Genomic DNA, 12774 nt, shown 5'->3' with positions numbered 1-12774 from the left:
GCAGGCCAAACGCGTACACTACAGCCTTTCGCGCCAAGTGCTAAATCCTTTCGGGTACCGGGTTGCCCGCGTCGCCGATGGCCCGCCGTACCGGGACCCGCGCGAGCAGCACGAAACCGATGACGAAGAACGCCACCAGCGAGATGATCGCGTCGCGGTAGCTCCCGGTCAGCTGGTAGGTGAGCCCGAACAGCAGCGGCCCGAGCCAGCTCATCCCGCGGTCGCTCAGCTCGTACGCCGAGAAGTACTCCGCCTCCTTGCCGGGCGGGACCAGGTGGGAGAACAGCGAGCGGGACAGCGCCTGACTGCCGCCCAGGACGAGTCCGATCCCGGCGGCCAGCATGAAGAACCACGCCGGCTTTCCCGCCGGCAGGAAGTAGCCGGCCGCGAGCGTGACCGTCCAGGCGACCAGCGACCCGAGGATCGTGCGCTTCGCCCCGTACGTCCGGGCCAGCCGGCCCAGCGCCAGTGCGCCCGCGACCGCCAGCAACTGGACCAGCAGGACGGCCACGATGAGCGTGGACTGCCCGAGGCCCAGCTCCTCGGAGCCGTAGACCGAGGCCTGGGAGATCACCGTCTGGATGCCGTCGTTGTAGACGAGGTACGCCAGCAGGAAGGCCAGGGTCAGCGGGCGGCGCCGCATGTCGCGGACGGTCGCCGCGAGCTGCCGGAACCCGGGCAGGGTGGCTTCCCGCGCGGGAACGCGGCGGTCCCGCAGCCGTCTCAGCGGGATGAGCGCGAAGGCGCCCCACCACAGGCCTGCCGACGCCAGACAGACCCGGACCGCCGCGCTCTCGCTCAGCCCGAAGGAGTCGTGGGCCGTGTACAGGACCAGGTTCGCGATCAGGACCAGTGCCCCGGCCGCGTACCCGAAGGCCCAGCCGCGGGAGGAGACCGCGTCGCGTTCCTCGGGCGGGGCGATCTGGGGCAGGTAGGAGTTGTAGAGCATCATCGCGACGGACTGCGCGGCGTTGGCGACGACCAGGAGCAGCCCGCCGAGCAGGTAGCGGTCGCCGTCGAGGAAGAACATGCCGGTCGTGGCCGCGGCTCCGGTGTACGCGGCGGCGGCCAGCAGCGGCTTCTTGCGGCCCGAGCGGTCGGCCGCGGCACCCACCAGGGGCATCACCAGGACCGCCGCGATCACCGAGAGGGACACGGAGTACGCGAAGAACGACCCGGCCCGCACGGGTATGCCCAGCGGGTGGACGTACCCGTCCGCATCCGCGGCCGACTCGGCGACCGACGTCAGATAGGGGCCCAGGAACACGGTGAGCACGCTCGTCGAGTAGACGGAGCACGCCCAGTCGTAGAAGTACCAGCCGCGCTGCTCGCGTCGACGGTCGTCGGCGCCGTCGGCCTCGTCCGTCCGCAGGGTGTCGGTGCCCACCCGTGCCCTCGCTTCCCCGTGCACGCGCGACGTCCCGGGTCCGCTCGGCGGGTCTCAGACGGTCCCCGGACGGTCTCAGACCCAGACGCCGCGGTCCTCCATGACCTTGCGCAGTGTGTCGATGTGATCGGTCATGATGCCATCCACGCCCAGGTCGAGGAGCCGGTGCATGCGGGCGGGGTCGTTCACCGTCCAGACGTGCACCTGGAGCCCGCGCGCGTGGGCGGTGCGCACGAAGCGGTGATCCACCACCTGGATGCCCGACTGGGCCTCGGGCACCTGTGCGGCCACCGCAGAGCGGCGCGGCGCGGCCGGGACGCCCCAGGAGCGCAGCCGCAGGTCGAGGATGCCCCGGGTGCCGTACGAGGTGGCCAGGCGCGGGCCGGCCAGGCGCTGGGCGCGGACGACGCGGGCCTCGGAGAAGGAGCCGACGCAGATCCGGTCCCAGGTGTCCGTCCGCTCGATCAGGTCCAGGAGCGGCAGCAGCGCCGGCTCCGCCTTCACGTCGATGTTCCAGCGCACCCGGGGGAAGGTCTCCAGGAGTTCCTCGAAGAGCGGCACCGGCTCCACGCCCGCCACGCGCGCGCGGCGCACCTTCTCCCACGTGAGGTCGGCGATGCGGCCGGTCCCGTCCGTCACTCGGTCCAGGGTGGCGTCGTGGAAGGCGACGAGCTTGCCGTCCCGCGTGGCGTGGACGTCCGTCTCGATGTACCGGTAGCCCGTCTCGACCGCGCGCCGGAACTGCCGCAGCGTGTTCTCCAGGCCGTCCGCGGCACCGCCCCGGTGGGCGAAGGCGATCGGGCCGGGATGGTCCAGGTAGGGGTGGCGTATCGCGGTGGTCACCGACGCAGTATCGCGCGCCGGGGTTGACCGGCGGCAACCACCGTGCTGCCGCCCGGTGCCGGGGGAACGGCGAACGCGCGGAGGAACACCTGGGCGAGCGGGCCGATGGACACGGCGTACAGCAGGGTGCCGGCGCCGACCGTGCCGCCGAGGGCGAAGCCCGTCACCACGACGGTGATCTCGACGGCGGTCCGCACCAGGCGTACCGAGAGCCCCGTGCGCTGGTTCAGCCCGGTCATCAGTCCGTCGCGCGGGCCCGGACCGAACCGGGCGGCGATGTACAGCCCGGTCGCCGCGCCGTTCAGGACGATCCCCGCCACCATCATGGTGATCCGCGGAATCCAGCCGTGGGCGTCGGGCACGACGGTCAGCGTCGCGTCCATCGCGGCGCCGATCACCAGCACGTTGGAGACCGTGCCGAGGCCCGGCCGCTGGCGCAGCGGTATCCACAGCAGCAGCACCGCCGCGCCGAGGAGGGTCAGCACCAGGCCCATCGACAGGCCGGTGCGCTCCGCGAGGCCCTGGTGCAGCACGTTCCACGGCTCCAGGCCGAGACCCGACCTGACCAGCAGCGCCGAGCTCGCGCCGTACAGCACCAGGCCGCCGTAGAGCTGTGTCAGTCGCCGGGGGAGCTGCCGATGCCCCGGTTGCCTGCTCTGCCTGGTCTGCCTGCTCTGCCTGGTCTGCCTGGACAAGATGTGCCCCCCTGGGTCGTGGTAGTGGCCTGCCGCATGACACCCTGTGGCTTGAGAAGGTGAGCCAACCATGGCCAATTCGGGGAAGGTGGACTGATTTCCATGGCGCAGTGGACCTCGGCCGTGGGGGCGGGACAGCTGGCCCGGCTGCTCGGCTCCCAGCAGGACCGCCCGGCCGGACCCGGCACCCGTCGCCCACCCGCCTATCGTGCGCTCGCCGATGGCATCCGGCTCCTGGTGCTCGAAGGACGCGTACCGGTCGCCGCCCGGCTGCCCGCCGAACGCGAACTGGCCCTGTCCCTGACCGTCAGCCGCACCACGGTCGCCGCCGCCTACGAGGCACTGCGCGCCGAAGGCTTCCTGGAGTCCCGGCGCGGCGCGGGCAGCTGGACCGCCGTACCGGCCGGGAACCCCTTGCCGGCGCGCGGTCTGGAGCCGCTGCCGCCCGAGGCGCTCGGCTCGGTGATCGACCTCGGCTGCGCGGCACTGCCCGCGCCCGAGCCCTGGCTCACCCGTGCCGTGCGGGGCGCCCTGGAGGAGCTTCCCCCCTACGCGCACACCCACGGCGACTATCCGGCCGGACTGCCCGCACTGCGCGCGATGATCGCCGAGCGCTACACCGCGCGCGGGATCCCGACCATGCCCGAGCAGATCATGGTGACCACGGGGGCGATGGGCGCCATCGACGCCATCTGCCACCTCTTCGGGGGGCGCGGTGAGCGCATCGCGGTGGAGTCGCCTTCGTACGCCAACATCCTCCAGCTGATGCGCGAGGCCGGGGCCCGGCTGGTCCCCGTCGCGATGGCGGAGGGGCTCACCGGCTGGGACGTGGACCGCTGGCGCCAGGTGCTGCGCGAGGCGGCGCCCCGCATCGCCTACGTCGTCGCCGACTTCCACAACCCCACGGGTGCGCTCGCCGACGAGGACCAGCGGCGGCGGCTGGTGGACGCCGCCCGCTCGGCGGGGACGGTGCTCGTGGCCGACGAGACGATGAGCGAGCTGTGGCTGGACGACGAGGTCGAGATGCCGCGCCCCGTGTGCGCCTTCGACCCGGCCGGGTCCACGGTCGTCACCGTCGGCTCCGCCAGCAAGGCCTTCTGGGCCGGGATGCGCATCGGCTGGGTCCGCGCCGCGCCCGACGTGATCCGCAGCCTGGTCGCCGCGCGCGCGTACGCCGACCTGGGCACGCCCGTACTGGAGCAGCTGGCCGTGAACTGGCTCTTCAGCACCGGCGGCTGGGAACAGGCCGTCCAGGTGCGGCGCGAGCAGGCCCGCCAGAACCGGGACGCGCTGGTGACCGCGGTACGGCGGGAGCTGCCCGACTGGGAGTTCGAGGTGCCGCGGGGCGGGCTCACCCTGTGGGTGCGGACCGGTGGCCTGTCGGGCTCGCGGCTGGCCGAGGCGGGGGAGCGGGTGGGGGTCCGGGTCCCGTCCGGACCGCGTTTCGGGGTCGACGGGGCCTTCGAGGGCTACGTCCGGCTGCCGTTCACCGTAGGCGGCGCGGTGGCCGAGGAGGCGGCGGTGCGCCTGGCCGCGGCGGCCCGGCTGGTGACGAACGGGGGCGCCGGGGGCGGCGAGGCACCGCGGACGTTCGTGGCGTAACGAGGCGTGGAGCAGGGTGTGGAAGAGGGCGCAGAGAGAAGGGGGCGCAGAGAGAGCAGAGAGAAGGGGGCGCGGCGCCGGTGGCGAAGCCGGGGCGGCGGCGTGGCCGCTCCGGTCCGGCCAAGCCCGGTCCGGTCCGGTCGGGTGTCCGGTGGCGGGCGTCAGGTGCCAGCTGTCAGGAAGCCTCCGCCGCGACCGCCTTGGCCGCAACAGTCTCCGCCGGAATAGGCTCCGCCGGAATGGGTTCCGCCGGGACGGGCTCCGACGGAACCGGATCCACCATCGCCTTCACCGCCGTCGTCTCCCTCGCTGCCGGGGCCGGCTCGGCGTCCGTCGCCGGCTTCTTCAGCCCGGTCCCGGCCTCGGGCCTGGCCGGGGGATCCTTCTTGTCGGTGGAGACGGGCTCCGGTTCCGGCTCCGTCGCTTCCGGCGCCTCCGCGGGGATCGGCGCCCGTTCCCCGTCCGCCGGCGTCGTGCGCGGTGGGAGCAGGTCCAGCACCGCCTGCCGGTGGGCCTCGCTCGTCGCGTCGTCGTAGGGGTCCGGCGTGGCCGGGACCTGGAGGCGGTGCACCGGGCCGGTTCCCAGACGGGCGTAACCCCGGCCGGGCGGGACCTGGTCGACGGGGGTGGTGTGCGGGGGAGCGCCCAGCACGGTCGTCAGCTCGTCCGCCGTGGCCGGGCCGAGGACGACACGCGCGCGTGTGTGCTGCCGTACGGCGTCGCTGAGGCTGTCCAGGGCGTCCAGCTGATCGGCGACGACCACGGTCACGTGTGCGGCGCGGCCGTGCCGCAGCGGGATCTGGAGCAGGGACTGCGGGTCCCGGCGGCCGTCCGCGGCGGCCAGGTGCGCGAACGCGCTCGGCCGGTCCACGAAGACCCACAGCGGCCGCCTGGTGTCGTCGGGTGCCGGCCGGCCCTCCTGGCGGGCACGGTTGACGGAGATCAGCCGGCGTTCCGTCTCGGCGGCGGCCCACTCGAGGCTGGTCAGCGCCCCGGTGAGGCCGCACTCGACGGCCAGGACGCCGTCCCGGCCGACCAGGCAGGCGTACTCACCGGTGCCGCCGCCGTCGACGATCAGCAGGTCGCCGTGGTGCAGGGCCTGCAGCGCGACCGAGCGCAGCAGGGTGGACGTGCCGGTTCCGGGCTGTCCCAGGACCAGCAGGTGGGGCTCGGTCGAGCGGACTCCGGTGCGCCAGACGACCGGCGGCACGTCGCGCCGCTCCTCGCCGTGGGTGAGCGGGAGGGTGCGCTGGACCCGGGTCGGGTCGGTGAAACCGAGGACGGTCTCGCCGGGCGCCGTCACGAAGCGCTGGGCGGCGATGTCGGTGGGGAGCGCCGCGAGCACGTCGACGGAGAGGTGGTTGGCCTCCTCGTCCCACGTGAAGTGGTACTCCCGGCCCCGGCCGGACTTCGCGGCGAGCAGGTGCTCGATCCGGGCGCGGGCCTCGGCCTCCCCGTCGGTGAAGTACGCCGGGTAGCGGATGACAAGGTGGGCGAAGCGGCCGGTGTCGTCGAACTCGTACGCCGGGAACGCCTTCTCCCACGCCCCGCCGTGGGCGTACAGGGGGTCGGGGTCCTCGGCGACGGAGAAGTACGGGACGAGCGCCTCGTAGAGCGACGTCAGGCGCCTGGTCTGGGAGGCGTCGGGGCCCTCCGGCTCGGGTGGGGTGCGGTCCCTGCCCTGCCATGCTGCCGCCGCCATCAGAGTGATGACGGCGAGCAGCGGGCCGTACGGCACGAGTGCCACGACCAGGACCACCGAGGCCGCCAGGAACAGCAGCGCGCCGCGCCGGTCCTTGGGGGTCTCGCTCCATCTGCGCCGCGCGGCCGCGGCCAGGCGGCGCAGACCGCGGGCGATCGTGATCAGCGGCTGGAGGACGTCGGTGGCGCTGTCGGCCGCCGTCCGGGCCAGCTCCCGGCTCCGGGCGAGCTGTGCGCCGCCGTTGCTCAGAATGCGGGGGAGGGGCCGCCGGGCCACTGCTGCCTCCTGGAATCGCGTACGTGCGTACGTGCGGGTGTTCGGACGGGGGAGAGGGCCTCAGAACTTGATTCCGCCGAGGAGGCCCGCCAGGCTCTCGCCGCCTGCCTTGATGCTCGGGGCGATGGCCGTACTCGCCAGATAGAACCCGAACAGGACGGCGACCAGCGCGTGCGAGGCCTTGAGGCCGTCCTTGCGGAAGAAGATGAAGACGACGATGCCGAGCAGGACCACGCCTGAGATCGAGAGGATCATGTGAGTTCTCCTGGTTCGCGGGGACAGTCACCATGAGTACTTCCAGGCTCACAGCATGTATCCATACGATAAAAGGTGCAAATGGGGGAAATTCGGCGGAATTACCCCAGGTGGCGGAGCGCTCCCTTGGGCCGGTTGAGCAGGGCTGTTGCGCCCGGCGGGTTCCTTGCTGATCTTTACCTCGGGCACTTCGGCTCATGTGCCGCACGAGCCAGTACCCTGGCGATTCACTCGTACGGCCGCGCCGCTCGCGGCCGTACGCGCACACAGTCCCCGACGTCCGTCACGTTCGAGACGTCCGCAACGTACGCAGTGAGAGGTGGTCCGGCCGATGAGTGAAGCCCCCGACCCGGAGGTCGTGGAGCTGGCGACCAAGATCTTCGATCTGGCCCGGCAGGGGCGGACCGAGGAATTGGTGGCGTATGTGGACGCCGGCGTTCCCGCCAATCTCACCAACGACCGCGGCGACTCCCTCGTCATGCTCGCCGCCTACCACGGGCACGCCGACGCGGTGCGCGCGCTGCTGGCCCGAGGCGCCGAGGCCGACCGCGTCAACGACCGGGGTCAGACCCCACTCGCCGGAGCCGCCTTCAAGGGTGAGACGGAAGTGACCAGGGTGCTTCTGGAGGCGGGCGCGGACCCCTCCGCGGGCACCCCGTCGGCCGTCGACACGGCGCGGATGTTCGCCCGGACGGAGCTGCTGGAGCTGTTCGACGCCCAGTGACCGGACGCCGGCCCGGAACCTCTCCGGGGCCGCTCCGCACTTTCTGACCAGGGAAAACACGAAAAACGGGGGAGGCGGTACCGGGCCGCCGAAATTTCGGTCGCGGCAGATGTGACCGCCGGGTCATCATGACGACGTGGTTCACGGACGCGATGGCTGGGCAGGTGTTGCCGCACCGCGCGGGCCGTGACACGGCCCGCACGGGCCATCGACGAGAGGCAGAGGAACATGGTCTTCAGCAAGCAAGAGACGGCGGGCGCTCCGACGTGTTGGCGCACGGCCAGGTAACGCGTGTTCCCCGGTTGCGTCGACGCTTGATGTGAGGCTGTTTCCCATGTTCGATCCGGTCATAGCGCCCAGCGGTACGCTGCTCGGCCTGCTTCAGCGGGGTCGCGGCGACGGCACGCTGCACGCGCTCACCGCTCCGCGCGCCGAAGCGCTCGCGGCACTGAACCACTGTGTGCTGCACGACCCCCGCCACGACTGGCAGGTCGAGAACCGCTCCCTCTACTACGCCCGCCTCTACCTCGACCTGAACGGCGAGCTGGACGCGATCGAGGCCCATCTCTTCGACCCCGAGGACATCCTCGACGGCGACGAGTCACGCACCGGGCTCGCCCTCGCGGTCCTCGGCCACCTCGCCTCCTACGGCAGGCTGGACGCGCTCGAGCTGTTGCGCGGGTACGCCGCCCACGGCGTCAACTGGGCGTGGGCCCTCGACGAGCTGGCCCTGCGCGACGACGACGCCGGACTTCGCGCCCTCGCCGCCCCCGTCCTGGCACGCTTCCCGCGCGACGCCGAGGGCGACGCCGAGCTGGCCGTCGCCGTGCGGGACGCCTTCGAACCCCGGCCCTGGCGACTGTGGGCCGACGACCCCCGCGAATCGATCGCCACGCGCGTGCGTGCCGCCCACGAGGCGGGCTCCTTCGACCGCTGGCAGCGGCAGATGAGTCCCACCGGACCGCGTCCGGGCTGGAGTGTGCGGGCCGTGTTCGAGTGGGCCCAGCAGGGCGTCGAGCGCGGCGCCGCGCTCCATGTGCCGGCCGCCCGGTGTCTCACGGCCGTCGCCGGCCCCGAGGACCGGCCCGAGATCGTCGAGGCCGCGCGGTCCGGCGACGAGGGTGCCCGCTGTACCGCCCTGCGCTATCTCGCCGACGGCAACGATCCGGACGCCCTCGACCTGATCGAGGGCGCCGTGAGCACCGGCTCGACGCCGGTCGTGGAGGCGGCCGTCGCCGCTTTCGAGCGGATGCGCAGCCTCGCCGCCGTCGACCTGGCGCGCCGCTGGGTGCACCGGCCCGACGCCCTGGGCGCCGCCGCCGGACGCGTACTCGCCTGCCGGGGTGGAGCGCAGGACCGCGACCTCGTCCTCGCCGCACTGCGGGAGGCGGTACGCGGTGAAGGCCCCGACGCTTCGACCCTGTGGACCCTCGTCGACGGCACCGGCCGGCTCGGCATCGCCTGCGCCGCCCCCGTACTGCGGCACATCTACCGTGAGACGGCCTCCTCCCACCTGCGCGGCCGGGCGGCCCGCGCGCTGGCCGCCACCGACCCGTCCTTCGCCGCCGGCTTCGCCATCGAGTGCCTGTGGGACTGCGAGGAGACGACGCGCGAACTCGCCGCCCGCCATGCCGAGACCGGCGACAACCGCGTCGTCGAACGGCTGCGCAGGCTCGCCGCCGACCCGGCCGAGGAGGACGAGGTCCAGACGGCCGTGCGCAGCCGCTTCGGACCGGACGCGCCCGCCGTGTGAGCGGGCGGCGACCCGTCCCCGCGCGAGGAGCGGGGACCGTGGTCGAGCGAGGGGCGGGGACCGTGGTCGAGCGAGGGGCGGGGACCGTGGTCGAGCAGGTGGGTCACCGTCGGTGAGTGAGCACTGCCGTCGCGCCGCCCGCCGGTGGCGGCCCGTCGGGCGGCAGGCGGCCCACCAGATGAACGACGGGTGACCCGCGGGGCAGGCGGGCATGGCCGCGGGCCGACCCGCTCGGGTGGGCAGGTCAACGCTCATGGGACGTTCCTCGCCAGGAAAGATCGACGTTGACGCGAGCACGTCCAATCCGGCGACAACACCGGTATGCGTGTCGTCATCGTGACCGAATCCTTTCCCCCCGATGTGAACGGCGTCGCCCACTGCGCGCTCCAGACCGCCCGGCACCTCGTCGACCGCGGTCACGACTGCGTCGTCGTGGCTCCGGCCACCGCTCCCGGCGGCGAGGCGGACACCTCCGCCCCGTGCCCCCTCGTCCGGATCCCCTCCCTCCCGCTCCCCGGCTACCACCAGGTCCGCGTCGCCCTGCCCAGCCGGCGCGTGGCCGCCGCGATCGCCGAGCACCGCGCCGACCTCGTCCACCTGGCCAGCCCGTTCGTCCTCGGCGTCCGGGGCATGGCCGCCGCGACCCGGCTCGGCGTCCCCGCCGTAGCCGTCTACCAGACCGACCTCGCCGGATACGCCCGTACGTACATGGGGGCGGGCGAGGCCGCGGCCTGGCGGCGCATCCGTTCCGTGCACGCCGCCGCCGACCTCACTCTCGCCCCGTCCAGTGCGGCCCTGCGCGACCTTCGGGCGCACGGTGTGCCCCGGGCCGTGCTGTGGCCGCGCGGGGTGGACACCGCCCGCTTCCGGCCCGGCCGGCGAGACGAGGCACTGCGCCGTGAACTGGCCCCGGACGGTGAGCTGATCGTCGGCTACGTCGGGCGGCTCGCCCCCGAGAAGCAGGTGGAGCTGCTGTCCGGCGTCTGCGGCCTGGACGGCGTGCGCGTCGTGGTCGTCGGCGACGGGCCCAGCCGGACCGGCCTGGAGCGGGCGCTGCCGGGCGCGGTGTTCCTCGGCCGCCGTACCGGCGACGAACTCGCCCGGGTCTTCGCCTCACTCGACGTGTTCGCGCACACCGGCCCCTTCGAGACCTTCTGCCAGACCGTGCAGGAGGCCATGGCGAGCGGGGTGCCCGTCGTCGCGCCCGCGGCCGGCGGCCCGCTGGACCTCGTCACCCACGGGCACACCGGGGTGCTCGTGCCGCCCCGCGACGCCGCCGCCGTACGGGACGCGGTGTGGTCCCTGTCCGCCGACCCCGCGCTGCGGGCCGCGTACGGGGCGGCCGGGCGGGCGGCCGTCGAGGGGCGGACCTGGGCGGCCGTCGGCGACCGGCTGATCGGGCACTACTCGGACGTGCTGGCCTCGCGGAAGGCGGTGCTCGCGGCATGAGCGCGCTGCGGATCGTCCGGCTCGCCAACTTCGTCGCCCCCGCGTCCGGCGGCCTGCGCACCGCCCTGCGCGAGCTGGGCAGGGGCTACCGGGAGGCCGGGCACGACCCCGTCCTCGTCGTCCCCGGCGAGCGAGCCGACGACCGGGAGACCGAACAGGGCCGGGTCATCACCCTCCCGGGACCGCTGCTGCCGGGCGCCGGCGGATACCGGGTCCTGACCGACAGGCGGCGCGTGGCCGCGCTGCTGGAGGAACTGGCCCCCGACCGGTTGGAGGTGTCCGACCGTACGACGCTGCGCTGGACCGGCAAGTGGGCCCGGCGGGCCAGGGTCCCCGCCGTGATGGTCTCCCACGAGACCACCGACGGGGTGCTGCGTGCCTGGGGCCTGCCCGAGCGGACCGCCCGGCGCACCGCCGACGCCCTCAACGCCCGTACGGCGCACACCTACGCACGCGTGGTGTGCACCACGGAGTTCGCCGAGCGGGAGTTCGCCCGCATCGGGGCCCGCAACGTCGTACGGGCGCCCCTGGGCGTCGATCTGACCGGGCGGCACCCGGCGTTGCGCGATCCGGGGCTGCGCGCCCGGCACGCGCGCGTGGACGAGACCCTGCTGGTGATGTGCTCCCGGCTGTCCGTCGAGAAGCGGCCCGGCACGGCACTGGACGCGCTGGCGGCGCTCCGGCGGCGCGGCGACCGGGCGGTACTGGTCGTGGCCGGGGACGGGCCGTTGCGCCCGCGGCTCGAACAGCGGGCGCGGGAGCGTGGGCTGCCGGTGACCTTCCTCGGGCATGTCGCCGACCGTGGGCTGCTCGGCGCGCTCCAGGCGTCCGCCGACGTGTGCCTGGCGCCCGGACCGGCCGAGACCTTCGGACTCGCCGCGCTGGAGGCGATGGCGTGCGGCACGCCCGTGGTGGCGAGCCTGTCGTCGGCGCTGCCGGAGGTGATCGGCTCCGCCGGGGCAGTCGCGGCCGACCACGGGGAGGCCTTCGCGGACGCCGTGGACCTGCTCCTCGAACGCCTGGAGGCGGACCGGCGGGAGGCGGCACGCGCGCGTGCGGAGTGTTTCGGCTGGGACTCGGCGGTCGAGGCGTTCCTGGCCGCGCACGACGCGACGGCTCCCGCCCAACCGGTGTCGCCGGAGGCCGTGTCATGAGACGCGTCCGGTTCGTGGCCCTCGGCGACTCGCTGACCGAGGGCGTGGGCGACCCGCTGGGGAACGGGTGGCGCGGCTGGGCGGCGCTGCTCGCCGCAGGACTCGCCGAGGAGCCCGCGGAGTTCACCAACCTCGCCCGCAGCGGGGCGCAGACCCGTGACGTGGCCGAGCGGCAACTGCCGGCCGGCATCGCCCTGCGCCCCGACGTCGTGTCCGTCGTCGTCGGCGTCAACGACACCCTCCGCCGCACCTTCGACCTCGGCGCCGTCGCCGCCCGGCTCGACACGGTGTACGGCGCCTGCACCGCGCGGGGTGCGCTGCTGCTCACGGCGTGCCTGCCGGACCCCGGGGCGATGCTGGGGCTGCCGGGCGTGCTGGCCCGCCCGCTGGCCCGGCGGCAACGGGCGGTCAACGCCGTGGTGCACGCCCTGTCCGACCGGTACGGGGCCGTGCACCTGCATGCGTGCGAGGGCGACTGGATCACGGACCGTGCGATGTGGAGCGCGGACCGGCTGCACCCCGGCGAGCTGGGCCACCGGCAGCTGGCCCTGCGCTTCCACGCACTGCTCGCCGAGCGTGGCGACGCCACCGGCCCTGCGCCCTCACCGGACAACGAGTTCCCCGCCCCGTCCCGGTCGGCGAACCTGTGGTGGCTGGCCACCGCCGGCACCGGCTGGGTGGCCAGGCGTTGCACCGACCTGCTGCCCCAACTGGTGACCCTGGCCGCCGACGAACTGCGGCACCACGCGCGCGGGACGAGCGCCCGGCTCGACCTGCGCACGTCCGCCGCGGTCTCCGCCGCCCTGGCGGCCGTGGCGACGCCGGAGCGGCCGGAGGCGGCGTGACGGGGCGTGTCCGGATACGGGAGTCGGGGGGAAGGCGGCACGGCGGTGTGTGCGCCGGTCCCGTACGGCAGTGCGGCGCCGTGGCGCCG

Annotated in this window: 11 protein-coding genes; 6 read left to right on the top strand and 5 right to left on the bottom strand. The window is 74.0% G+C overall.

The window, feature by feature from the left end; all coding sequences use genetic code 11:
• Positions 1-40: 40 nt before the first annotated feature.
• From ACP4J0_RS22295 to ACP4J0_RS22285, 3 genes are all read right to left on the bottom strand, one after another.
• On the bottom strand, positions 41-1387 hold the full coding sequence (locus ACP4J0_RS22295; RefSeq protein WP_426600430.1) for an MFS transporter: 1347 nt from the start codon (positions 1385-1387) through the stop codon (positions 41-43).
• A 75-nt stretch (positions 1388-1462) separates the two neighbouring features.
• A complete protein-coding gene (locus ACP4J0_RS22290; RefSeq protein WP_426600429.1) occupies positions 1463-2230 on the bottom strand; it encodes a glycerophosphodiester phosphodiesterase in 768 nt (255 codons plus the stop codon).
• A complete protein-coding gene (locus tag ACP4J0_RS22285) occupies positions 2227-2925 on the bottom strand; it encodes a YczE/YyaS/YitT family protein (RefSeq protein ID WP_426600428.1) in 699 nt (232 codons plus the stop codon). Before ACP4J0_RS22285 ends, ACP4J0_RS22290 begins: the two co-directional genes overlap by 4 nt.
• A 102-nt stretch (positions 2926-3027) precedes the next feature.
• On the opposite strand from ACP4J0_RS22285, the gene ACP4J0_RS22280 reads away from it, so the two are divergent.
• Entirely contained in the window at positions 3028-4527 is a 1500-nt protein-coding gene (locus ACP4J0_RS22280) for a PLP-dependent aminotransferase family protein (protein WP_426600427.1), read from the top strand.
• Between the two features lie 175 nt (positions 4528-4702).
• On the opposite strand, the gene ACP4J0_RS22275 is transcribed toward ACP4J0_RS22280, so the two are convergent.
• A complete protein-coding gene (locus tag ACP4J0_RS22275; protein WP_426600426.1) occupies positions 4703-6505 on the bottom strand; it encodes a hypothetical protein in 1803 nt (600 codons plus the stop codon).
• 60 nt (positions 6506-6565) lie between these two features.
• Entirely contained in the window at positions 6566-6760 is a 195-nt protein-coding gene (locus ACP4J0_RS22270; RefSeq protein ID WP_003977410.1) for a hypothetical protein, read from the bottom strand.
• Between the two features lie 331 nt (positions 6761-7091).
• Between ACP4J0_RS22270 and ACP4J0_RS22265 the strand changes: the two genes are divergently transcribed.
• From ACP4J0_RS22265 to ACP4J0_RS22245, 5 genes are all read left to right on the top strand, one after another.
• The gene (locus ACP4J0_RS22265; protein ID WP_426600425.1) at positions 7092-7484 is read left to right on the top strand and encodes an ankyrin repeat domain-containing protein; all 393 of its coding nucleotides are present in this window, start codon (positions 7092-7094) and stop codon (positions 7482-7484) included.
• Between the two features lie 334 nt (positions 7485-7818).
• On the top strand, positions 7819-9237 hold the full coding sequence (locus ACP4J0_RS22260) for a HEAT repeat domain-containing protein (protein ID WP_426600424.1): 1419 nt from the start codon (positions 7819-7821) through the stop codon (positions 9235-9237).
• A 321-nt stretch (positions 9238-9558) separates the two neighbouring features.
• Complete coding sequence (locus ACP4J0_RS22255) at positions 9559-10686, top strand: glycosyltransferase family 4 protein (protein ID WP_426600423.1); 1128 nt, start codon at positions 9559-9561, stop codon at positions 10684-10686.
• Entirely contained in the window at positions 10683-11840 is a 1158-nt protein-coding gene (locus tag ACP4J0_RS22250) for a glycosyltransferase (RefSeq protein ID WP_426600422.1), read from the top strand. The genes ACP4J0_RS22255 and ACP4J0_RS22250 overlap by 4 nt, the downstream gene beginning before the upstream one ends.
• Complete coding sequence (locus ACP4J0_RS22245) at positions 11837-12685, top strand: SGNH/GDSL hydrolase family protein (RefSeq protein WP_426600421.1); 849 nt, start codon at positions 11837-11839, stop codon at positions 12683-12685. The genes ACP4J0_RS22250 and ACP4J0_RS22245 overlap by 4 nt, the downstream gene beginning before the upstream one ends.
• Positions 12686-12774: the final 89 nt, after the last annotated feature.

Source organism: Streptomyces sp. WG7 (assembly GCF_049975785.1).
Classification (GTDB): Bacteria; Actinomycetota; Actinomycetes; order Streptomycetales; family Streptomycetaceae; genus Streptomyces.
Note: the sequence above shows the minus strand (reverse complement) of the source record. Positions and strands in the feature narration are given on the sequence as shown.

What these genes read in the sequence shown, in the direction of transcription:
- ACP4J0_RS22265 (WP_426600425.1), top strand. Translation starts at nt 7,092, where the DNA reads ATGAGTGAAGCCCCCGACCCGGAGGTCGTGGAGCTGGCGACCAAGATC.
- ACP4J0_RS22245 (WP_426600421.1), top strand. Translation starts at nt 11,837, where the DNA reads ATGAGACGCGTCCGGTTCGTGGCCCTCGGCGACTCGCTGACCGAGGGC.
- ACP4J0_RS22270 (WP_003977410.1), bottom strand. Translation starts at nt 6,760, where the DNA reads ATGATCCTCTCGATCTCAGGCGTGGTCCTGCTCGGCATCGTCGTCTTC.
- ACP4J0_RS22255 (WP_426600423.1), top strand. Translation starts at nt 9,559, where the DNA reads ATGCGTGTCGTCATCGTGACCGAATCCTTTCCCCCCGATGTGAACGGC.
- ACP4J0_RS22250 (WP_426600422.1), top strand. Translation starts at nt 10,683, where the DNA reads ATGAGCGCGCTGCGGATCGTCCGGCTCGCCAACTTCGTCGCCCCCGCG.
- ACP4J0_RS22280 (WP_426600427.1), top strand. Translation starts at nt 3,028, where the DNA reads ATGGCGCAGTGGACCTCGGCCGTGGGGGCGGGACAGCTGGCCCGGCTG.
- ACP4J0_RS22260 (WP_426600424.1), top strand. Translation starts at nt 7,819, where the DNA reads ATGTTCGATCCGGTCATAGCGCCCAGCGGTACGCTGCTCGGCCTGCTT.